This is a genomic window from Flavobacterium sp., from assembly GCF_035456225.1.
Lineage (GTDB): Bacteria > Bacteroidota > Bacteroidia > Flavobacteriales > Flavobacteriaceae > Flavobacterium.
This window is the reverse complement of the sequence record NZ_DATIDM010000170.1, coordinates 24,937-46,977: the sequence shown is the minus strand read 5'-3', so window position 1 is coordinate 46,977 and position 22,041 is coordinate 24,937. Positions and strand designations below refer to the sequence as shown.

Genomic DNA, 22,041 nt, shown 5'->3' with positions numbered 1-22,041 from the left:
AGATGTTTCGTATTGAAATATTCTGAATAAAGGTGTAATTTTGCATCCTGTTTTTGAATATAATTCAACTTATAAAAACATTTACAACATGATAACAGAAGTTACAAACGCTGGTGAGCTTCATAAAATCGACCCTGTTTTTGGTCAGGTTTCATTTGATAATCATGAGCAAATCGTATTTTGTCACGACAAAGATACTGGTTTAAAAGCAATAATTGGTGTTCATAATACAGTTTTAGGCCCTGCTTTGGGAGGGACTAGAATCTGGAAATATACAAACGAATGGGAAGCATTAAATGATGTATTGCGTTTGTCTCGCGGAATGACTTTTAAATCAGCAATTTCAGGTTTAAACCTTGGTGGAGGAAAAGCAGTTATTATAGGTGATTCTAAAGTGGATAAAACACCAGAGCTAATCATCAAGTTCGGTCAGTTCGTTAATTCATTAAGCGGAAAATACATCACTGCTGAAGACGTAGGTTCTACTACGGCAGATATGGACTTAATCAGAGATTATACTCCTTATGTAACAGGAATTTCTGAATCAAGAGGCGGTTCAGGTAACCCATCTCCTGTAACTGCTTACGGTGTTTACATGGGAATGAAAGCTTCTGCAAAATACCAATTCGGTTCTGATAATCTTGAAGGTAAAAAAGTATTGGTTCAGGGTATCGGTCACGTGGGTGAAACTTTAGTGGATTTAATTACCAAAGAAGGTGCTATCGTTCAGATTGCTGATATTAACGAAGCGCGTTTGCAGGAAGTTGGTGCTAAATACGGTGCTAAAGTTTACAGCGGAAACGATTTGTACAGTGCTGATGTTGATATCTATGCGCCATGTGCTTTAGGTGCAACTATCAATGACGATACTATCGAAAAAATCAAAGCAAAAGTTATCGCTGGTGCTGCAAATAACCAGTTGGCTGTTGAACAGGTTCACGGTGCAAGATTACAGGAAAGAGGCATTTTATATGCTCCTGATTTCTTGATCAACGCAGGTGGAATCATCAACGTTTACGGTGAAATTGCAGGTTACGGTAAAGATGAAGCAATGCGCAGAACTGAAAATATCTACAACACTACTTTAGATATCTTCAGCTATGCTAAAGAAAACAACATTACTACGCACCAGGCGGCTATGAGAATGGCTCAAGAGCGTATTGATGCAAGAAAAAAAGAAAACGCAGGAAAGTAATTTTCACTGTCAATAATATTTCATAATTTTGCGGAGCGGAAGGTATTCTTCCGCTCCGTTAATTTTTTAAAGTTCTTAGAAAGATGTTAAACAGAAGACATATCCGTGTAAAAGTGATGCAAACCATTTACGCTATGCATCAAAACAATTCCGATAATCTGGATAAGGAAGAAAAATTCCTGTTTCAGAGTATCGAAAACATTCAGGATTTATATCTTATCATGCTTTCCGCTTTGGTGGAAATCAGAAAATCGGAGGAAGATTTTATCGATAAATCCAGTAAAAAACATCTTGCTACAAAAGAAGAACGCAATCCCAATACAAAATTTATAAAGAACCAGGTACTTGAATTATTAGAAGAGAATAATTCATTGAGCATTGCTTTGGAAGACAGGAAAATCACCAATTGGAAAAACAATGACGACTATATCCTGTTGCTTTTAGATGAAGTGAAAAACAGTGAGTTGTATAAAAAATACATGGAAACAGCTGTTAATGATTTTGAGGAAGACAAACAGTTTATCATAGATATCTTTTCGGAAATCATAGCGCCAAATGAAAAGCTTTATGATTATTTGGAGGATAATAAGCTAACTTGGGTTGATGATATTCCGTTAGTGAATACCATGATCGTAAAACAGCTGAAACAAATCAAATCAGCCAACGACAGTTCGTTTTTTGTGCCGAAATTGTATAAAGATGCTGATGATAAGGATTTCGTGAAAAATCTTTTCCGCAAAACGGTTCTGAATAACATCGAATTAGGTAAAGAATTCATTGATAAAACACCTAACTGGGATGCTGAACGTATCGCCGAGATTGATACTATTATTCTGAAAATGGCAATTTGCGAATTTTTGAAGTTCCCGTCTATTCCTGTCAAAGTAACGATTAACGAATATTTAGAATTAGCAAAAGAATATTCTACACCAAAAAGTAGTATTTTTATCAACGGAATTTTAGATAATTTAGTAAAAGAATACCAAAAAGAAAACAAACTTATCAAAACCGGAAGAGGTTTAATGTAACTAACTTTTTAAATTATGATCAAAAGAACTTTTGGAATGTTGGCTGTTGCTGCTTTGGTGCTGTCGACTTCTTGTAAAAAAGACAATGCATCAGACAAAATCGATGAGGCAAATGCTGAAAAAGTAACAGCTGAAAATGCAGCAAAAGGGAAATTGCCTGTAGTAAAATTTGATAAAACAGAACACAATTTTGGAAGCATCAAAGAAGGAGATGTAGCGGAAACTGTTTTTAAAATTACCAACGAAGGAGAGGCAGATTTAATTATCATCAATGCACAGGGAAGCTGTGGGTGTACCGTTCCTGAATGGCCAAAAGAACCAATCAAACCAGGAGCTTCTGCAGATATGAAAGTTACCTTTAATTCGAAAGGGAAACCCGGACAGCAGCAAAAATCTGTTACTTTAACAACAAACACAAAAGAAGGTTCGGAGAAAGTAACTATCAAAGCACAGGTAATGCCAAAACCGGGTCAGTTAGTAACAACACCTATTAATTAAAAATACTAATACTACTATGGGACAATTAAGTCAGTTTTTACCAATAATATTAATGTTAGCGGTGGTTTATTTTTTAATGATCAGACCGCAACAACAAAGAGCTAAAAAAGAGAAAGAATTTGAAGCTGCTGTAAAGGTAGGTGACAAGATCATCACTAAATCAGGAATCCACGGTAAAATAGCCGAATTGCATGAGGATACAGTGGTAATCGAAACGATGGCCGGAAAAATTAAAATGGAGCGTTCTGCCATTTCAATGGAATTGAGTATGAAAGCTAACGCTGCGAAATAATTTTTCAAAAAATAAATAAAAAAAGTCCCGATTTTGTTGGGACTTTTTTTATTATCTGTATTTGTCATTCAGGCCAACACCCTCCAAAATCATTGGTTTGATTTTTTCGATTCGGGTGAGTTTGGTTTTCTCCTGTTTTGCAGTTTCTACATATTCCAGAAACTCACGTTGTTTATAAGGTGAAAAGGCATCAAAGGCTTTAGCCAAAGCTTTGTCATTTTTAAACTCGGCATCCAGTAATTCTGAAATGATGGCTTCTTTCTTTTCCGGTTTTTGGGAAAGACCTGCTTTTTCATTGGCAATCGCTTCATTGATGTATTGGAGAATGTCTTTTTCATTCTTGATAAGTTCATCCTTGGACGAAAAACGCCATTGGCGTAGTGCTTTGGTAACACCTTCATTGGCATTGACCAATACTTTTTTCTCATCTTTCAGGAAGACACCATTGAAAAACCAAACGGCAACATAGGATTTAAAACCACCAACTCCGATAACATTTTTTTTATTGACAGTATAAACGATTCCGCCCCATTTTGTCATCTCTTCCAGTTCGGTTTTGGCAATTATCGACTTTATAAAATCGAGTTCTTCCGACCATTCATTGTTTTTGTTCCACGGATTTTTCTTTTCTTCTTTCATGTGATTGGTAATAGGAAATAATCGGAAACCAATATAAAAATAAAACCGCAGATTCACAGGTTTTAAATCTGTAAATCTGCGGCAAAATTATACCTGTAACTGTAGGTTTTTATTTCTTGTATTTCTCTGCAGTAAGTTCAGCGATTTTGATGATTACATCGATAGCTTTCTGCATGCTTTCTACCGGAACGTATTCGTACTTACCATGGAAATTATGTCCGCCGGCAAAGATGTTCGGGCAAGGTAATCCCATGAAGGATAAACGGGAACCGTCTGTACCGCCACGAATAGGTTTGATAAGCGGTTTGATATCTAACGATTTCATTGCCTGTTCCGCCAAATCAACAATGTGCTTAACCGGTTCAACTTTTTCGCGCATGTTGTAATATTGATCTTTTACTTCGATTTCCACGATATCGGCGCCGAATTGCTTCGCATATTTCTTGTTGAATTTCTTGGCAATTTTAACGACTTCTTTTTTACGTTTTTCGAATTTCTTACGGTCGTGATCACGGATGATTAGCTGCACGTTTGTTTCTTCAATACTTCCATCCAAATGTACCACATGGAAGAACCCTTCGTAGCCTTTTGTTCTTTCCGGCACTTCGTCTTTAGGTAATTTGGAAATGTATTTGGTAGCCAAAAGCATCGAGTTGATCATTTTTCCTTTAGCATAACCAGGGTGCACGCTTTTTCCTTTGAATTTCAGTTTTACACCAGCCGCATTGAAGTTTTCGTACTCCAATTCGCCAATCTGGCTTCCATCCATGGTATAGGCCCAGTCGCATCCGAATTTCTCTACGTCGAAGAAGTCGGCACCGCGTCCGATTTCCTCATCAGGAGTGAAACCAACTTTTAAAGTTCCGTGTTTGATATGCGGATTCTGGATTATGTATTCCATTGCCGTAACGATTTCGGTTACACCCGCTTTATCATCGGCACCTAAAAGAGTGGTTCCGTCGGTTGTGATCAATGTCTGACCTTTGTATAGTAGTAAATCTTCGAAATAGCTCGGAGATAATACGATGTTTTTTTCTTTGTTCAGGATGATATCTTTACCATCATAATTTCTAACGATTTGCGGATTTACATTGGCTCCGGTAAAATCGGGAGTTGTATCAAAATGCGCAACAAAACCAATGGTTGGTACTTCATAGTCTAAGTTACTTGGCAACGTTGCCTGAATGTAAGACTTGTCATCTATAGTTACATCCTGTAAACCGATGGCTTTTAATTCTTCGACTAATTTATTGGCTAAATCCCATTGTTTAGCACTGCTTGGAGTTGTAGTTGAGTTTGGATCGGCTTCCGTATCAATGGTTACGTAACTGATGAAACGATCGATTATATGTTGCATAGTATTTATATTTTGAAAACACAAATATACGGGTTATGTGTCAAAAAATTAAGAGGAAATAACGGTTAGAAAATAAAAAAGCTCCAATAAAGGAGCCTTTCATTTTTAGGGTTAGATGGTTTTCCGGACTACCATTCACTTTTGGCAGCGCTAGATTTAGCCATTTCTTTTTTGATATTTGTTTTGATGTTTTCGATTTCTGCGTTAATAGCGCCGTAATAAGCCTTAAGGTTTTCTGCTAATTTAGGTTTTTGAGCTGCTTTTTCTGAAGCTTCCTTATCAAACATTTTCTCTAAAGGAGTTTCGGAAACTTCAGTTTTAGTAAAGATGTTTTTTATTTCGTATTTGTATTTACCGTCTTTTGACATAATTGAAACAGTGTAAAATAACTTAACTTTTACATCACTTCCGTTCATCTTTACGGTCATGATAGAATACTGATTATTAGAAACCGAATAATTTGCCTTGTCCTGTTTTAGTTTTTCCTGAGTCACTTTGTAAGTGTTCACAAAGAACATTTTTGAGTTGGTGAACAAGTCGTCTTTGGTTTTTCCTTCAGCCGGCACGACTTCGGTAAAAATGATTTGTCCGTTTTCATTTAAAGGAAATTCGAATTTTTCCTGCGCATTGATGTTTAGGGCGAATAGTACTAATAATAAGAATATTTTTTTCATGATCTTTTTCCGCTTAGGTTAAAAAATTTTAAATAATAGTTTAGGTTTTTTCAGCATTACAATATTACATTTTTTTTAATTAATTGTGCAAAAAAGGAAGTCATTGCCAAAAAAGTTTTTTGAGTATGTACTATTTCACGTTTATTTTTTGTGGGATTACGCATTAGCGCCGTTCCTCAATCCCTGAAGATTACTTTTTACCGCCCCTTTTTTTTGAATAAGTACTTTTAATTTCATCCCCAAATCCAATATGAGTGATTGGGTGAGAAGCGCCTCTTTTTCGATTGTTTTGATTAGATCTTCTTTAGGTTCCAGCGATTCCCGTAAATACTTTTTGAAATCCAATGCCAATAAGAAATTTGCTTGAGAGGTTAGTCCGCAGCACTCTAATCTGCTTTTTAAACCCCAATAACATAATGCTGAAAAATTAACGTGAGAAGTGATGTCTTGGTATCCAATGTTTTCATACGGATGCTCGTTAAGAGAATGTTTGGTATAACAGAGCAGCGTTCCGGCCTGTCTTTCGGGTTTGTATAATTCGGCTGATGTGTAGCCGTAATCAATTGTAATGACATAGCCTTTTTTAATGCTTCTTGCGATTTTTGTTATCCATTGGGTTGCCTGTAGGTTTATTTCCGTCTGAAATCCTTTTGGCAGCGCAACATCCAATTCGTTCAGATATTTTTTCAGTTCTTTTGAGGCGGGTCGTAACACTTCGTAAAAGCCATTTTCATAACCCACATAAACTTCCATTAGTTCGTCATCCATAACCACCTTGTGCACGGCGAAATTGTCTACCAATTCATTAGAGAGCACACAACCTGTTATTTCAGGGATATCCTCAATGTTTTTACACCACATTACATTTTCATGTAGAAAGTCTCTTTCTTTTTCACGCATTGCAGGGCTTTTTTCAATGATGAAGTAGTTCAGCTTATTGTAAAAATCAGGGTTTTTTTTGAGATAATCGAGAATATCATGGCATAGTTTGCCAGTTCCGGCTCCATATTCGACAACCGTAAATTGCTCCTTACCGGTAGCTTCCCACATTTCAATTAGCTGACGGGCAATCATGGTTCCAAACAGCGGAGTAAGGTTGGGACTGGTGTAATAATCGCCCTCGATTCCGATTTTTTCTCCTGCAGAAGTGTAATAACCCAATTTCGGGTAATAAAGCGACATTTCCATGAAATCGTGAAACGAGATTGGACCTTTCTTTTGGATTCTGGCTTGTATGATATCCGATAGCTGCATCAATTTTGTGTTTTGATTACTGCAATGGTATATCAAAGTTAGGCATACTATTTTTATCTACATTGATAAGTGACATAAAATAGACTGAATGTTAATACGTGAGCTAAATTTTTAACTTGTTGAAATATAACGTTTTGTAAACATTGGAGAAGTGGGAAATGATTAACTTTAATAAAAAGTGTAATTATGAAAGTCTCTGTAATCATAATTGTAGCGGTTGTCATTGTTTCATTGTTTTTAGTGGCCTATTTGATTATCCAAAATGAAAGGGATAAGAAAGAGCTGGAAGATTTCTTGAACAATGATTATAAAATTGATGATGACGATGAGGTTAATGATGAGTGGAAGAAGTCCTGATTTCTTTTGAACATCATGTCAACGAGTTGGCTACAGTACTTCTATTCCTACTACAGGTTCAGGAATCGCATTGCGTTTGTTTGGGTTAATTTAGGATTTGGTTTCAATTCAAAATTGTGAATATCATCTTTGGTAAATGATGCTTTTATTTTCCTTTAAAATATATCTTTGGCGTCCTTAAAAAAATTATAGAGATGAGCACGACTTGGTATGAATGTAAAGTAAAGTACAGAAAATTAGATGATAACGCAATTCAAAAGGTGGTTACAGAACCTTATTTGGTAGATGCGTTATCTTATACGGAAGCAGAAAGCAGAATTAATGAGGAGATGTCAGCCTACATCAGTGAAGAATTTAAAATCACGACTATCAGTGTGGCTAATTTAGCGGAGATACATCCTTTTGAGAATTGTGACCGTTGGTTTAAATCGAAAGTTTCTTTAGTGTCTTATGATGAGGAGAGCGGTAAAGAGCGAAAAGCTACGATGTATTTGTTGATTCAGGGCAATGATATAAAAGAAGCTTTTGATAATACAAATACCGCTTTGAATAATACCATGGGAGACTATACGATAACAGCTATTTCGGAATCTCCGATTATGGATGTTTTCCCTTATTTTGGAGGTGATGAAGAAGGATTGGAGCAATTGGAAAGGTTTAATGCGCTTAAGGCGAAACCAGTAAAAGAAACTGAAATGGTAGACGACATGGAATTCGAACCGGAAACTGTTGCCTCATTTCAAGAGTAACAATTGATTGTTTTCTTAATCAGATTCGTGTCTGATAATACATGAAATTTCATTTCAAAACCATGCGCAAAGTATCCGATTTTGCGCATTTTTTTATATTTTAACAGAACAGATTTTAAGAAAAAGGCTTTGATAATCATAACGACTACAGTGAAATATGAAATATAAAAACGACATCACTTTAACCGTTCAAAGAGGGAGGATGCTTGTCTTTGAAAAAACAGGAGTTTATCCTGAGTTTTTAATTTTTTATTCGAGAGGTCATCGGAGAACATGGCGCCTGAAATTAAAATCCGAACCACAACAAGGGGTTTTGAAGATCAATGGAATAACTGTCTTCAAGTATTTTTTTAATGGTTCGGGATGTACAATACAAAGTGTCATTAATGATGTCGTTGATGAAGAATGGAGGATTAATGGGATAATGATGCGTATGGTTGATTGATTTTACTTGGGGTGTTGATTTTCAGCAGTATGGCTTCGAGAGCCACCGCCCCGCATTGTATAAGAATTATGGTTTAATCATTGAATGAATAGCTTTGGTTAGAGGGCTTTTCGAAAAGTCCGGACGCTTTGCACAGCGGATTTTTGTTTTCGTCTAATTACTCTTTTAACATTTTTTAACTGACAACATCCCTGGATGGCATGGTATTGGCGGCTATTTACACAGCCCAAACGGATCCCAAGTGAAAAGAAGTTATGCTTTAAAGATTGAGGACGGGAGGGTTACTAAATTGTGGAATAAACTGTGAATAATCATTATTTGATTAAACAGTTTGAAAATCAAATGCCATGAAATTCGTATTATTAATAGGGAGAATACTTTTCTCCTGGATTTTCCTGAATACTATCATAGGACACTTTGCACCGGGAACCATTGCGTACGCCTCTTCAGCAGGGGTGCCTTATGCTTCTTTTTTAGTGCCGTTTAGTGGAGTATTGAGTTTTTTAGGGGCACTATCTATAGTGTTGGGTTATAAGGCTAAAATAGGTGCCTGGCTGATTGTTTTATTCTTGGTTCCGGTTACGTTGGTGATGCACAATTTTTGGAGCATTACTGATCCGATGGCTCACCAAATGCAAATGGTTATGTTTATGAAAAACCTGTCGATGCTTGGTGGTGCGCTTATGATTGCCTATTGGGGAAGCGGTCCGTTAAGTTTGGATAACAAGGTTAAGGGTAAAGAGTAAAGAGAGTAAACTAATAAAATTAAATAGAAAAAGCCTGTAAATCATACGATTTACAGGCTTTTACCTTAAAATAGGTTTGTTCTAGTGGAGTCGGAGAGAATCGAACTCTCGTCCAAACGAGCAATCGAAGAGCTTTCTACACGTTTAGTTTTTGCTTAAATTTTCGACCGCAGGCAAGGCCAAAAACTGCCACCTGAAGCTTAGCTTTATAAGTGTCAGAAAGGATTTAAAGCATTACCTTTCCTAGGTTTACTTTTACGGTTCCCCTGGGCCGAACGCCATAAACCAAGGCTTTCGAGGAGAATCCAGCTTCCCGATCTAATCGGGACTAGGCAAATCTTACTATGATTCAGATTAAGCAGCTAAAGCGTAATTATTTTCGCCGTGTAAAATTTTGAAACCTTTTATTAACGAGAATTGTCCCAGTTCTCGACGTGCTTACTTTCCAATTCCACCCGCTGTCAAAACCAGTCGACCCCAGTGGTAATTGTCGTGACTTTAGTGATAAATCACAATGCAAAGTTAAAGTATTTAATTTTCAATTAAAAATTATTGCACCTCATTTCTTTAAACACTACATTTGGACTGAAATAAATAAAATCAGACAAAATTAACAAAATTAACCTACTTTTTTTGTCACTTTTTGTTATATTTTTATAAAAACAGTTCAAAGATTGCAGAATGATGAAATTTGGAATTATTAAAGAAAGAAAAAACCCTCCAGATCGTCGAGTGGTTTTTACACCTTCAGAACTTACTAAATTAAGAGTACAGTTTCCCCAAGCTGAAATTAAAGTAGAACCTTCTGACATACGTGTATTTCATGACGATGAGTATCGAAAATTAGGATTTGAATTAAGTGACGATCTGTCGGATTGCGACGTTTTAATTGGTGTAAAAGAGGTGCCGATTGAATCCTTACTTCCCAATAAAAAATATTTCTTTTTTTCACACACTATAAAAAAACAGCCATATAATAAAAAACTACTTATTGCCTGTCTTGAAAAAAACATCGGTTTAATTGACCATGAAACGATCGTGAACGAAGCAAATCACCGTTTGATTGGATTTGGACGTTATGCCGGTATTGTTGGTACTTACAACGGATTCAGGGCATTTGGAATGAAATATGAATTATTCAACCTTCCTAAAGCAGAAACTTTAGCGGATAAAGCTGCATTAGTAGAGCGTTTACGTCGCCCGATGTTGCCACCGATCAAAATCGTTTTGACAGGAGTAGGAAAGGTAGGAATGGGAGCCAAGGAAATATTGGATGCCATGAAAATCAAGCAGGTTTCTGTTGAAGATTATTTAACGAAATCCTACGACAAACCGGTATATACTCAAATCGATGTACTGGACTATAATAAACGAAAAGACGGAACAATAACTTCGAAAGAAGACTTTTATCAGAACTCACAGGAATTTGTTTCTGATTTTGAGCGTTTTACCAAAGTGTCCGATATTTTCATTGCTGGACATTTTTATGGGAACGGTGCTCCGGCTATCTTAACCAGAGAAATGTTAAACGCACCGGATAATAAGATTAAAGTGGTTGCCGATATTTCCTGTGACGTAGGTGGTCCTATTGAAAGTACTTTACGTTCTTCTACAATTGCTGATCCTTTTTACGGCTATTATCCAAGTGAGGGTAAAGAAGTAGATGTTAATCATCCGGGTGCTATAGTTGTAATGGCAGTCGATAATCTACCATGTGAATTGCCAAGAGATGCCAGTGAAGGTTTTGGGGAAATGTTCCTTGAACACGTTATTCCGGCGTTTTACAACAATGATAAAGACGGTATTTTGGAACGTGCAATAATTACCGAAAACGGTAAACTTACTAAAAGATTTCAATATCTGGAGGACTATGTAGGTGAGTGATTGAGAATAGAAAATAGAAAATAGTGAATAGAAAAAGTCCCGATTAAATCAAATCGGGACTTTTTTATTGTTATTCGTTTGAATTATTCCAGTCAATTTTTCGGGAGAAGTACATTACAAGGCCTAAAATGATAAACAATCCAATGCTTCCCACCAGTAACGCATAGTTTTCTAATTGTATAATCACATAGATAAAAGTATAGACAGCAGTTAAAGCTAATCCGATGAATAAAGGGAACTTTTTGGTTTTTAATATGGAAACAGAGTACAAAACGATCATTCCGATTACGGATACCGAAGCAATCAGGTAGGCTAATGAGAAACTGGAATGTTCCGTGATTGCGATCAATAAAGTGTAGAACATGATGAGAGCCAGTCCCAGCATGGTATACTGAAAGATGTGAATGTTTATTTTGTTGATCTGCTGAATCAAAAAGAAGATTAAGAATGTAAGTCCGATTACCAGAAATCCGTATTTTGAAGCACGGTCGTTTTGTTGGTATTCGTCCACTGTATCAATTAATTTTACACCAAAGGAATATTCATTCAGGTTTGGTATTTTAGAAACATGCTGTTGTGAGAAAGAGCGGTTGATGTCTAGTATCTTCCAATCGGCATGGAATCCTTTTTTGCTGATGGTTTTAGTGGCATCATTTGCTGCAAACATACCTTCAAAACTTGGGGAATCCCAATCTGAATTCAGGCTGATCTGCGTAGTTTTACCAATCGGGATGAATTTGATACTGTTACTTCCGTTATATTTCATCGAGAAACTGAAATCTAATTTACTGGTAGCTGCCAGTGTTTTATAATCGAAAGTTTCGGTTTCCAGCGTACCATAAAAATTATCCTGTTCGTCTTTCGATTCAAAATTGAAAACATGATCATTGAGTTTGATGACTAAATCGCTTTTGATGCTTTTTAAATTTGTTGTTTTTACAACCAATGAAGCTTTGTCCCATTCTATATCTTTTTCGGCGATGTCCAATTTCTCAAAATTCAGTTTATCGAAGTTTCCGTCAAATTTCATATCAGCTGAATATACCACGTTGTTGTAAATCCCTCTTTTTAAAGAAGTATTCTTCTTAATGTTTGAAGTGTTATTAAACTTTTCAGGGAAGAAATAAGCATAGTCAACACTTGAATTTAGTTGAATGCTCGTCTTTTTGGTATTTGGATCCAAAACAGAAGTTTCTGTATATCTTTTATAAGGAACCTTTATTATCGGGCCATAAAAAAAGACGTCTTTTCCCCATAGTTGCGTAACTTCATTAACCACTTCTTTTTTTCGCTCTGACCGTTCATGAATCAAGTCATTTACAAAAGCGAGAGGAATCAGTAATACCAATGTCAGCATGCCAACCATTATCATTTTGATGGTGGTAGACTGAAGGAAAGATCCGGGAAATGACCCTTTGTTCTGATTGATGCTTTGATTTTCCATTGTGTTTAGATTTTTGGTTTTACGTTAATTGTGTTTATGTTTGTTTTAAAGTACTTTGTATTTCAAAGTGTATGTGTAAAAAAATATATTAGCTTTTCTGTATCAATTTTTCAAGTGCTTCAATGTGCTCGCGAAACGCCTTTCGGCCTTCTGCAGTTGCTTTATAACTTGTATTGGGTTTCTTTCCGATAAATTGCTTTTCTACTATGATATAGTTTTCAGCTTCAAGTGCTTTGGCATGGCTTGCCAAATTCCCGTCAGTTACGCCTAATAGTTCTTTAAGGGTAGTGAAATCGGCAGATTCGTTGACCATCAATACCGACATGATTCCCAGTCGGATACGATGGTCAAAAGCCTTGTTTATATTTTGAATAATATTTTTCACGGTTATTTTCTGTCGTATTTAAAGTACATGACCGATCCGTAAACAATATGACAAATCCCAAATCCGATAACCCAGAAATATAACCCATATCCTGAAAATTCAACAGCCAAAAGACCTAAAATCACTTCGGTTATTCCTAAATAACGCACATCCCTTAAGGTATATTTGCTGGCATTGATGCATGCTAAACCATAAAATATAAGAGTGATAGGAGCCACCAGGCCATAGTAGCCATTTCTCAAAAGCAGTACGGCAAAAATTCCTCCTGTAACCAGTGGAATGAAAAAATTGATCAATAATCTTTTTGAAGAGGTATTCCATACATCTTCGCCCATTTTTTTTGCTTTTTTTACTGTGAGGACGTAGGAAGTCAGTAATGAGGCTATAAGAACTATGAAAGCCGTAAGCAGAATCAGTTTGAATGTACTGCTTTCAAGTGTGATATATTGTTCTGAATGGTTTTCAATCAGATAATAAACATAACCTGCTCCGACCAAAGCGTAGATTCCGGCTAATATTCCAGACAAACCACTTAAAGAAATAAATTGGGTCGATTTGTTCATCAAATCTTTTATTTCCTTAATGTCCTGCAAATAATCTTGAGTGTTCATATAAAGTACTTTGAAAAACAAAGTAAGTTATAATAATTGAAATGGACAAGTTTTTTTAATTTTTTTTGATGTGTGAAATTTTTAGATGGTATAAACAAAAAAAAACCGGCTAACTAGCCGGTTTAAATTTTATTAAAATTTGTTTATCGTTTGTCTGATTGCAACCAGTTTGTCCATCAGTCCTTCAAATAAATCCAGGTGAAGCATGTTGGCACCGTCACTTTTTGCATTTGCAGGGTCAAAATGGGTCTCAATGAAAATTCCGTCCACACCTACAGCTATACCTGCTTTGGCTACTGTTTCTATCATTTCAGGGCGGCCACCGGTTACACCAACCATTTGATTAGGCTGCTGTAATGAATGGGTTACATCCAAAACGGTTGTGGCAAATTGCTGCATAGTAGGAATTCCACGGTAATCCACAATCATGTCCTGGTATCCGAACATGGTACCTCTGTCGGTCACCATTACATTTTGGTTGTTACAGTCGATTACTTTTTGAACCGCATGTTTCATGCTTTCCGGACTCATGAATTGTCCTTTTTTAAGGTTGACCGTTTTTCCGGTATTTGCTGCAGCTACAACCAAATCGGTCTGACGCACCAAAAAAGCCGGAATCTGAAGTACATCAACATATTCGGCAGCCATTACAGCATCTTCATTGGTATGGATATCGGTAACAGTCGGCACCCCGAATTCTTTGGACACTTTTTGAAGTATTTTCAAAGCTTTTTCGTCCCCAATACCTGTGAAGCTGTCAATTCTGGAACGGTTAGCTTTCTTAAACGAACCTTTAAAAACATAAGGGATTTTAAGTTTGTCGGTTACAGAAACTGCTTTTTCTGCAATTCGCATTGCCATTTCTTCACCTTCAATGGCACAAGGACCTGCCAATAAGAAAAAATTCCCGCTGTCTGTATGTTTAATCTGTGGTATGTTCTGTAAATTCATGATTGTATCTAAAAAGAGGTACAAAGATATAATAAAAAAACCTTCTAATGTAAAAGTCAGAGGGCGTGAAATCTTATAAAAATCTTAAAGTTTTTATTGTTTCTTCTGAAAATCTTTAATCTTGAAACCGATTGGGCACATGATTTTACCTCTTTCGTAAATGTTGAAATACAAACGCACAGGTTTTGACTGTCCGACCCAACGTACTTCGTAAATTGATAATAAACCACCACCGATTTTATTGTGTGCGGTTGGAAACGGACAACAGGTGTCTACTTTTTCAAAGCTCACCTTTTCTCCATTTGGGCCTGTGATTCCATTAAAAAAATAGACCAGGTACTTATCTTCACTTGTTTCCTGAATTACGCCAATATTGATCGGATAATCCTGATTGTATCCGTATTTTTTAGAATCGGCATATTCTTTCAGGATATAAGCGTCGTCTTTGATAGCTGGTTTAATTGCAGTATTGTCAATGTTTTGGATTGTTGATTTTGTGCTGATGCATGAAACCAAACCAAGAAAAAGAATATTCAATAAAAGTGCTTTTTTAAACATGATTATTTGGATTTAATAAAAAATGCTACAATTCCGGAAGTTACGACACCCATTGAAAGAGCCCCGAAAATTCCCTGCATGATATAGCTTTTTAAGTTGAAGTACATTTCCGCATTTTCTTGAGTCATTTTTTTGTGCTCAACAGCATATGCGATTACATTTTTAAAGTAATCCGGAGTAATGAATGTGCTGGTTATATATTGTGCAAGAGGGCTCAATATTGCAATGAAAAAGGAAATATACACTCCGGTCACGAAACCTTGTTTCCAGTTCATCTGATTATTGAAAAAATTTTTCTTTTTATCTCTTAAAGCAAAATAATAAAGGGCAATGGCTACAATTGCAAAAAGATTGGTATAGATAGGATGTTTTTCAATATATTGATCGTGAAGGCCAACTGATTTTTCAAGATACATCCATGCTAATGATGCAATGAAAAAAATAAAAGCCCACTTGATCTCAATCGTAAAGTTTTTCATAAATGCTATTTTATGAATCAAAATTAAAGGTTTATTTTATTGTAACGAAAAAATTGTAATGTTTGTTACATAAAATCTTTGGGCAATAATTATTTTTGCCAAAAAGAAACTAATTATGTATTCATTTTACGGAACGTGGCCCTGGTATATTTCAGGGTTTTTGATAGGAGCAGTAATGCTTACACTGATTTTCTTCGGAAAGTCTTTTGGAATGTCTTCCAATTTAAGAACACTTTGTACTATTGCCGGTGCAGGTAAAAATGTCGATTTTTTCAAATTCGACTGGCGTGAGCAAAAATGGAATTTAGCCGTGGTTTTTGGCGCTATTTTAGGCGGATTTGTAGCGGTACATTTTTTGAGCGACGGAAGCGGCGTTCAGCTTAACCCCAAGACAATTGAACAATTAGCGGCTATTAATATAGAAGCACCCGACGGGAAATTAGGGCCTGAAACATTATTCAGTTGGGAAGCAATTAAAACACCTAAAACACTTGCCATCCTTTTCATTGGCGGATTGTTGATTGGTTTCGGAACCCGTTATGCCGGCGGCTGTACTTCAGGTCACGCTATTACCGGATTAAGTAACCTACAGAAACCGTCATTAGTTGCGGTAATCGGATTCTTTATCGGAGGATTGATTATGGCTCATTTCCTTTTACCATTAATTTTTTAAGAAAGCGTATGAAATTTTTCAGTTTAATCAAGTTTGTTTTGGTTGGTTTCGTTTTCGGAATCGTATTGACAAAAGCGGAAGCTGTTTCATGGTACAGAATCTATGAAATGTTTCACTTCCAGTCGTTTCACATGTTCGGGATTATTGGTGTTGCCGTAGTTACCGGTGTTATTGGTGTTCAACTTATAAAAAGAAATAATCTAAAGGATATTCACGGACTTCCGATTGAGATAGCCGATAAAGAAAGAGGATTCGTCCGTTATGTTGTAGGTGGAATTATGTTCGGATTGGGTTGGGCTTTGGTAGGTTCATGTCCTGGTCCAATTTTTATTCTTTTAGGTGCCGGTTTTTATGGAATCGTAATCGTATTGGCGGGAGCCTTATTGGGAACTTACTTGTATGGGGTTTTTAAAAGTAAATTGCCACATTAAGTATTGATTATTTTTTAATGATTTTTTACTGTAATGTTTAATTATTTAAAATTTTAAGAAAAAATTAATATATTTAATAATATTTGTTATATTTGGTGGATAACCATGAAAAAAATATAACTATGAAAAAAATTAGTATTCTATTTGTTTCTGCCTTGACATTAGGCGCAGTATTCACATCGTGCAACAAAGATGATGATAACTCTTCAGCAACTACTTCAATTGAAGCTAAATGGGTTTATGCTAAAGAAGGTGTTATTGTAGATGACACGGAGGTTCTTCATGACTATGTCAACGATTGTTCTACCAAAGCGGATTACATTCAGTTAAAAACTGGCGGGACTTTAGATGACGTATGGTATGATAACGAGTGTGCGGAAGATATTACTCCTGGATCATGGTTGAAAAATGGGAATAACATAGCGGTGTCTATGGACGGAGTAAATAGAACGGTAGAAATCATGATTTTAAATGAGACTACCCTGAAAGTTAAATATACAGATCCTGAAACTATGGAAGAAATAGTTCAGGTTTTTACCAGAGGTTAAGTAGATAGAACATCATAATAAATGAAAAGTCCCGAAATTTTCGGGACTTTTTTATTGTATTTCTGCACTCAAATCAGCTTCAAGCAATTTACTGCACAACGGTTCCAATTCCTTGTAGGATCCTGTTTTTACGGCACATTTTCCGGTGTAATGAACCAAAAGCGCACATTGTTCTGCTTGTAATGGTTCATGATCGCAAACATAAATTAACGTATCGATAACATGGTCAAATGTGTTTACGTCGTCATTAAATAAAATGATTTCGTAGTTGGAAGAAAGTAATTCCTCAACCGATACTTGTTCTTTAATTTTTTCTTTTACATTCATAATCAATGAATTGAAGTGGAATAATCTGCTAATTTACGTATTTTAAAGCAACCCAATTATTCTTTTGGAACTTTTTAACATAGGTTAAACCTTTCTCTGTACAAGAAGCATCTATAGCCGAAATATCTTCGTTGTAAAACCCACTCAACAGTAAAATTCCGCCTTTGTTCAGGCAATTTACGTAGGTCTGCATATCATTCAGCAAAATGTTCCTGTTGATGTTGGCGATAATCAAATCGTATTTCTGCCCCTGATTCAATAGCGATGCATCCCCTTCATAAACCGAAATGTGTTGACAGTTGTTTCTTTCCGCATTCTCAATGGAGTTTAGGTAACACCAGTTGTCAATGTCAATCGCATCAATCGGTTTGGCGCCTTTCATTTCGGCTAAAATGGCTAAAATAGCAGTTCCGCATCCCATGTCCAATGTTTTCATATCAGTCACATCCATTTCCAAAAGATGCTGAATCATCATGTGTGTCGTTTCATGATGTCCGGTACCGAAACTCATTTTCGGTTCAATAACAATATCGTATTTAGCATCTGTCTTTTCATGGAAAGGGGCGCGAACATGACAAACTCCGTCCACATCAATCGGATCGAAATTCTTTTCCCATTCTTCATTCCAATTCACCTGTTCGATTTCTTCATAGGTATATTCGATTTTAAATTCATCCGAATGTAAAATCTGAATATCATCCAAAATATGTTCGTCCCAAAGTGCTTTTTGCACATAAGCTGAAATACCTTCTTCTGTTTCAATAAAACTTTCAAAGGCTTTTTCTCCTAACTCGGCCACTAAAATTTCAGAACCCAATTCTTTAGGTTCCACTTTAAAATGATACCCGATATATGCGTTTTCCATGATTATTTTTTTGCAAAGTTAGCAATTCCGTGGAGGTTACAATAGTTAGCCATATTAGTTTATTTTTGGAGCGAATGGCTTGGGCTTTCCGGTAACCTGTTTTCCCGCCATCCGCTATATCTTTTCAAACGATCATTTCGAGAGCCTCAATGTCCGTTTAAAAAGGATGCCGCTACTGTCGGGGCTAATGGTTTAAGGTCTTTTGTGTTTGGGTGGGGGAAAAGGGAAGGAGGAAAAGGGAAGAGGGAAAAGGGAAAAGGGGTAAGGAAAGCAGCTGATAATTGTCAGTTGATGTTCATGGAAATCTGATTAAGTTTGTGTTTATATATCTCGCGTTGCGATTCTTATTTGATAATGTAAGTTTTTAACTCAATAGTATATTTCTTAAATTTCGTTAAAATGGGGCTTCAAAACTTTGTTTTTAAGTATCTTCGCGACAATTAGTAAAAACCGTTTCCGTTATGGATAAAAAAATATTTTCCTTCCTGTTTTCAACCCGTTTAATGGCTGTCTTATTCATCGTTTTTGCTGCAGCGATGGCAGCCGGAACCTTTATTGAAAACGAGTACAATACTGATACTGCCCGAATTTTAGTTTACAATACCAAATGGTTTGAAGTAATCATGGTGTTCTTCGTGATTAATTTTATCGGAAACATCAAGCGATACAAACTGCTTCAATGGAGCAAATGGGCTTCATTGTTACTGCATTTGTCATTTATTCTGATTATTGTCGGAGCATTTATTACCCGTTACATTAGTTTTGAAGGGATGATGCCAATACGCGAGGGTCAGGAATCCAATCAGATTTTTTCCGATAGGGTGTACCTGAACGTATTTGTAGACGGAAATTATCAGGGTGAAATGAAACGCAGGACTTTCGAAAAGCAATTGCTGATGTCGCCGGCTACCGATAATTATTTTTCAATAAACGAAAATTTTGACAAGGTTCCGTTTGAAATCGAATTTAAAGATTTCATCATGGGGGCGAAAGAAGTGGTCAAAGAAGATGAAAACGGTGTTTTCTTTTTGAAATTAGTAGAATCCGGAGACGGAACACGTCATGAGCATTTCCTTAAAGAAGGCGAAGTGCAAAATATCCACAACGTACTTTTTGCATTTAATAAATTTACGCAAGGTGCTGTAAACATTACAAAGATATCAGAAGCCTACACCATTCAGGCCCCGTTTGACGGAAACTTCATGCGAATGGCTGATAAAATGCAGGGAACGGTTCAAAAAGATAAAATCCAGCCGCTGATGCTGCGTTCGCTTTATAATATGGGCGGAACACAATTCGTAATTCCACAGACGGCCATAAAAGGGAAAATAGTTCTGGAATCCAACGGCGATTACCAAGATAAAAATACAGATGATGCTTTAGTGCTTACCGTTAAAAGCGAAGGAAAAGAAAAAGAAGTTACCCTTTTGGGCGCTAAAGGGAAAATGGGAGAACCGCAGTCGTTTAAACTGGGTGAATTGGAATATACTTTTATGTACGGAAGCAAGGTTTATGAAACCCCTTTCAAAATTAAATTAAACGATTTCATTGCATCAAAATACCCGGGAACCGAGAAGAGTTATTCTGCTTTCGAAAGTAAGGTAACGGTTGTGGACACTGAAATGAAAAATAAATTTGACGCAAGAATTTTCATGAATAATATTCTGGATTACCGAGGATATCGTTTCTTCCAGGCTTCTTTCGATCCGGATGAAAAAGGAACGGTTCTTTCCGTAAACCACGATTTCTGGGGAACATGGATAACTTATTTAGGTTATTTCCTGTTGTTTGCCGGATTACTCGGAATCCTGTTTACCAAAGATTCCCGCTTCGGTGATTTAAAGGGAAAACTTAAAAAAGTTAAAGATAAAAAAGCAGCTTTAACAACGATTATTGCGTTGGTTTTCAGCACGGGAATGATGGCACAACATCTGAACGAGCAGAAGATGCCGAGCGAAAAACAAATCGACTCACTGATTTTAAGATACAAAGTTTCGGAAGAACACGCATCAAAATTTGGTCGATTGATTGTTCAGGATCAGGGCGGTCGTATGAAGCCTTTAAATACGTTTTCATCAGAATTGTTGCGAAAAGTCAGCAAAAGCGATACATACAAAGGAATGAATTCCGATCAGGTTTTCCTTTCGATGACGCAATTCCCGCAGGTTTGGTACAATGTGCCGATTATTTTTGTTCAAAAATACAACGACAGTATTCACAATCTGATAGGTGCTGATAAAGGTGCCAAGTATGTTTCGCTGATGAAATTTTTCGACGACAGAGGGAATTATAAATTATCACCTTATTTGGAGGAAGCATATAAAGCGGCGGTGCCAAATCAATTTCAGAAAGATTTTATTGAAACCGATAAAAAGGTGAATTTGCTGTATTCGGCGTTGAGCGGACAAATTTTAAAAGTATTCCCGATTCCGTTCGACAAGAACAACAAGTGGGTTTCACATTTGGAACTGAATGAAACCGGTTTAACAGGAATCGATTCATTGTTCACCAAAAATGTTATTCCGTTGTATTTGAGTTCACTGGATGAAGTGCCTACAAAGAACGATTACAAAGCGGCCGAAACATTCCTTGATGGTCTAATCAAATTCCAGAAAAAATACGGAAATGAAGTCTATCCGAGTGAGGAAAAGATTACTTCTGAAATTTTGTATAACAAATACGATATCTTCAAAAAACTGTTTTCGTGGTACATGATTGCGGGGGTTTTGATGTTCATTTTCGTAATCATCAAAATTTTCAATACAGGGAAGATCATAAACACATTGGTTAAAGTCAGTCACGGACTTATCGCTTTGTTCTTCATATTACATACTGTCGGACTGATTGCTCGTTGGTACATTTCCGGACATGCACCGTGGAGTGACGCATACGAATCGATGATTTATGTGGGATGGGCAACGATGCTTTTTGGTTTGGTCTTCGGAAGAAAATCGGAACTGACCGTAGCTTCAACCGCTTTTGTAGCTTCAATGATTTTAATGATTGCGCATTGGAACTGGATGGATCCGGCCATTGCCAATTTACAGCCTGTTTTGAATTCTTATTGGTTAATGATTCACGTAGCCGTTATTGTGGGCAGTTACGGTCCGTTTACCCTTGGAATGATTTTAGGAATCGTTTCATTGCTACTGATCTTGCTGACTAATAAAAAGAACAAAGAAAAAATGGAGCTGAATATCCGCGAAATTACCATTATCAACGAAATGACCTTAACGGTAGGCTTGGTGATGCTCACAATCGGTAACTTCTTGGGAGGTCAATGGGCTAACGAAAGTTGGGGGCGTTACTGGGGTTGGGATCCGAAAGAAACCTGGGCCTTAATCAGTATCATGGTGTATGCTTTTGTGATTCACATGCGATTTGTACCGGCAATGAGAGGAAAATGGATTTTCAACTTAATGAGTGTTTTTGCTTTTTATTCGATTATGATGACGTATTTCGGAGTGAATTTTTATTTAACCGGATTGCATTCTTATGCGAAGGGAGATAAAGTGGTAACACCGAATTTCGTTTATATTTCGGTTGCTTTGGTAGCACTGTTGGGAATAGCGTCTTATTTCCAATATAAAAAACATTATAAAAAATAAATAAGGCCCTCTGAAAAATCAGAGGGTTTTTTTCTGATTTTCA

General features: G+C 36.5%; 25 protein-coding genes and 1 other RNA gene. 13 read left to right on the top strand and 13 right to left on the bottom strand.

The genetic code is table 11. The features are described 5' to 3' along the window. The first annotated feature begins 88 nt into the window (after positions 1-88). The 4 genes from VLB74_RS10355 (at position 89) to yajC (ending at position 3,013) form a co-directional block, all read left to right on the top strand. On the top strand, positions 89-1,195 hold the full coding sequence (locus tag VLB74_RS10355) for a Glu/Leu/Phe/Val dehydrogenase dimerization domain-containing protein (RefSeq protein WP_325203383.1): 1,107 nt from the start codon (positions 89-91) through the stop codon (positions 1,193-1,195). Positions 1,196-1,278: 83 nt separating this feature from the next. Next, positions 1,279-2,223, top strand: a complete 945-nt coding sequence (gene nusB, locus VLB74_RS10350; RefSeq protein ID WP_325203382.1) for a transcription antitermination factor NusB — start codon at positions 1,279-1,281, stop codon at positions 2,221-2,223. Between the two features lie 15 nt (positions 2,224-2,238). Then, the gene (locus VLB74_RS10345) at positions 2,239-2,721 is read left to right on the top strand and encodes a DUF1573 domain-containing protein (protein WP_325203381.1); all 483 of its coding nucleotides are present in this window, start codon (positions 2,239-2,241) and stop codon (positions 2,719-2,721) included. Positions 2,722-2,737: 16 nt separating this feature from the next. After that, positions 2,738-3,013: a preprotein translocase subunit YajC gene (gene yajC, locus VLB74_RS10340; RefSeq protein ID WP_325203380.1), complete on the top strand. Its 276-nt coding sequence runs from the start codon at positions 2,738-2,740 to the stop codon at positions 3,011-3,013. 51 nt (positions 3,014-3,064) lie between these two features. On the opposite strand, the gene VLB74_RS10335 is transcribed toward yajC, so the two are convergent. The 4 genes from VLB74_RS10335 to VLB74_RS10320 form a co-directional block, all read right to left on the bottom strand. Beyond that, complete coding sequence (locus tag VLB74_RS10335) at positions 3,065-3,652, bottom strand: YdeI/OmpD-associated family protein (protein ID WP_325203379.1); 588 nt, start codon at positions 3,650-3,652, stop codon at positions 3,065-3,067. 109 nt (positions 3,653-3,761) lie between these two features. Further along, the gene (pepT, locus tag VLB74_RS10330) at positions 3,762-5,009 is read right to left on the bottom strand and encodes a peptidase T (protein WP_325203378.1); all 1,248 of its coding nucleotides are present in this window, start codon (positions 5,007-5,009) and stop codon (positions 3,762-3,764) included. Between the two features lie 128 nt (positions 5,010-5,137). Next, positions 5,138-5,683 carry a DUF4468 domain-containing protein gene (locus VLB74_RS10325; RefSeq protein WP_325203377.1) on the bottom strand — a complete coding sequence of 182 codons (546 nt, stop codon included), beginning with the start codon at positions 5,681-5,683 and terminating at the stop codon, positions 5,138-5,140. Positions 5,684-5,839: 156 nt separating this feature from the next. Further along, a complete protein-coding gene (locus VLB74_RS10320) occupies positions 5,840-6,937 on the bottom strand; it encodes a class I SAM-dependent methyltransferase (RefSeq protein ID WP_325203376.1) in 1,098 nt (365 codons plus the stop codon). Positions 6,938-7,123: 186 nt separating this feature from the next. Between VLB74_RS10320 and VLB74_RS10315 the strand changes: the two genes are divergently transcribed. The 4 genes from VLB74_RS10315 (at position 7,124) to VLB74_RS10300 (ending at position 9,234) form a co-directional block, all read left to right on the top strand. Next, positions 7,124-7,294: a hypothetical protein gene (locus tag VLB74_RS10315; protein ID WP_325203375.1), complete on the top strand. Its 171-nt coding sequence runs from the start codon at positions 7,124-7,126 to the stop codon at positions 7,292-7,294. 194 nt (positions 7,295-7,488) lie between these two features. Beyond that, complete coding sequence (locus VLB74_RS10310) at positions 7,489-8,043, top strand: DUF4494 domain-containing protein (RefSeq protein WP_325203374.1); 555 nt, start codon at positions 7,489-7,491, stop codon at positions 8,041-8,043. A 157-nt stretch (positions 8,044-8,200) separates the two neighbouring features. After that, a complete protein-coding gene (locus VLB74_RS10305) occupies positions 8,201-8,488 on the top strand; it encodes a hypothetical protein (protein WP_325203373.1) in 288 nt (95 codons plus the stop codon). Between the two features lie 347 nt (positions 8,489-8,835). After that, positions 8,836-9,234, top strand: coding sequence for a DoxX family protein (locus VLB74_RS10300; RefSeq protein WP_325203372.1), 399 nt, complete (start codon positions 8,836-8,838; stop codon positions 9,232-9,234). An 82-nt stretch (positions 9,235-9,316) separates the two neighbouring features. Here VLB74_RS10300 and ssrA read toward each other — a convergent pair. Beyond that, positions 9,317-9,713, bottom strand: a transfer-messenger RNA (tmRNA) gene (gene ssrA / locus VLB74_RS10295). A 205-nt stretch (positions 9,714-9,918) separates the two neighbouring features. Between ssrA and VLB74_RS10290 the strand changes: the two genes are divergently transcribed. Next, on the top strand, positions 9,919-11,118 hold the full coding sequence (locus VLB74_RS10290; RefSeq protein ID WP_325203385.1) for an NAD(P)-dependent oxidoreductase: 1,200 nt from the start codon (positions 9,919-9,921) through the stop codon (positions 11,116-11,118). Positions 11,119-11,188: 70 nt separating this feature from the next. Here the strand turns inward: VLB74_RS10290 and creD are convergent, their stop codons facing one another. The 6 genes from creD to VLB74_RS10260 all read right to left on the bottom strand — a co-directional run bounded on the left by creD (position 11,189) and on the right by VLB74_RS10260 (position 15,546). Beyond that, the gene (gene creD, locus VLB74_RS10285; RefSeq protein ID WP_414655598.1) at positions 11,189-12,547 is read right to left on the bottom strand and encodes a cell envelope integrity protein CreD; all 1,359 of its coding nucleotides are present in this window, start codon (positions 12,545-12,547) and stop codon (positions 11,189-11,191) included. Positions 12,548-12,650: 103 nt separating this feature from the next. Next, on the bottom strand, positions 12,651-12,947 hold the full coding sequence (locus tag VLB74_RS10280; protein ID WP_325203370.1) for a winged helix-turn-helix domain-containing protein: 297 nt from the start codon (positions 12,945-12,947) through the stop codon (positions 12,651-12,653). Between the two features lie 2 nt (positions 12,948-12,949). Further along, the gene (locus VLB74_RS10275) at positions 12,950-13,558 is read right to left on the bottom strand and encodes a hypothetical protein (RefSeq protein ID WP_325203369.1); all 609 of its coding nucleotides are present in this window, start codon (positions 13,556-13,558) and stop codon (positions 12,950-12,952) included. Positions 13,559-13,690: 132 nt separating this feature from the next. Beyond that, positions 13,691-14,509, bottom strand: a complete 819-nt coding sequence (gene kdsA / locus VLB74_RS10270) for a 3-deoxy-8-phosphooctulonate synthase (RefSeq protein WP_325203368.1) — start codon at positions 14,507-14,509, stop codon at positions 13,691-13,693. Positions 14,510-14,602: 93 nt separating this feature from the next. Then, complete coding sequence (locus tag VLB74_RS10265) at positions 14,603-15,067, bottom strand: 2-dehydro-3-deoxyphosphooctonate aldolase (protein ID WP_325203367.1); 465 nt, start codon at positions 15,065-15,067, stop codon at positions 14,603-14,605. Positions 15,068-15,069: 2 nt separating this feature from the next. Further along, positions 15,070-15,546 carry a DUF4199 domain-containing protein gene (locus VLB74_RS10260; protein WP_325203366.1) on the bottom strand — a complete coding sequence of 159 codons (477 nt, stop codon included), beginning with the start codon at positions 15,544-15,546 and terminating at the stop codon, positions 15,070-15,072. Between the two features lie 115 nt (positions 15,547-15,661). Here VLB74_RS10260 and VLB74_RS10255 point away from each other — a divergent pair, with 115 nt between their 5' ends. The 3 genes from VLB74_RS10255 to VLB74_RS10245 all read left to right on the top strand — a co-directional run bounded on the left by VLB74_RS10255 (position 15,662) and on the right by VLB74_RS10245 (position 17,198). Next, complete coding sequence (locus tag VLB74_RS10255; RefSeq protein WP_325203365.1) at positions 15,662-16,219, top strand: YeeE/YedE family protein; 558 nt, start codon at positions 15,662-15,664, stop codon at positions 16,217-16,219. Between the two features lie 8 nt (positions 16,220-16,227). Then, positions 16,228-16,650, top strand: coding sequence for a DUF6691 family protein (locus VLB74_RS10250; RefSeq protein WP_325203364.1), 423 nt, complete (start codon positions 16,228-16,230; stop codon positions 16,648-16,650). Positions 16,651-16,772: 122 nt separating this feature from the next. After that, the gene (locus VLB74_RS10245) at positions 16,773-17,198 is read left to right on the top strand and encodes a lipocalin family protein (protein ID WP_325203363.1); all 426 of its coding nucleotides are present in this window, start codon (positions 16,773-16,775) and stop codon (positions 17,196-17,198) included. Between the two features lie 51 nt (positions 17,199-17,249). Here the strand turns inward: VLB74_RS10245 and VLB74_RS10240 are convergent, their stop codons facing one another. Continuing rightward, the gene (locus VLB74_RS10240; protein WP_325203362.1) at positions 17,250-17,525 is read right to left on the bottom strand and encodes an ATP-dependent Clp protease adaptor ClpS; all 276 of its coding nucleotides are present in this window, start codon (positions 17,523-17,525) and stop codon (positions 17,250-17,252) included. 28 nt (positions 17,526-17,553) lie between these two features. Next, positions 17,554-18,390, bottom strand: a complete 837-nt coding sequence (prmA, locus tag VLB74_RS10235) for a 50S ribosomal protein L11 methyltransferase (protein WP_325203361.1) — start codon at positions 18,388-18,390, stop codon at positions 17,554-17,556. Positions 18,391-18,851: 461 nt separating this feature from the next. On the opposite strand from prmA, the gene VLB74_RS10230 reads away from it, so the two are divergent. Next, on the top strand, positions 18,852-21,998 hold the full coding sequence (locus tag VLB74_RS10230) for a cytochrome c biogenesis protein CcsA (RefSeq protein WP_325203360.1): 3,147 nt from the start codon (positions 18,852-18,854) through the stop codon (positions 21,996-21,998). The last annotated feature ends 43 nt before the right edge of the window (positions 21,999-22,041 follow it).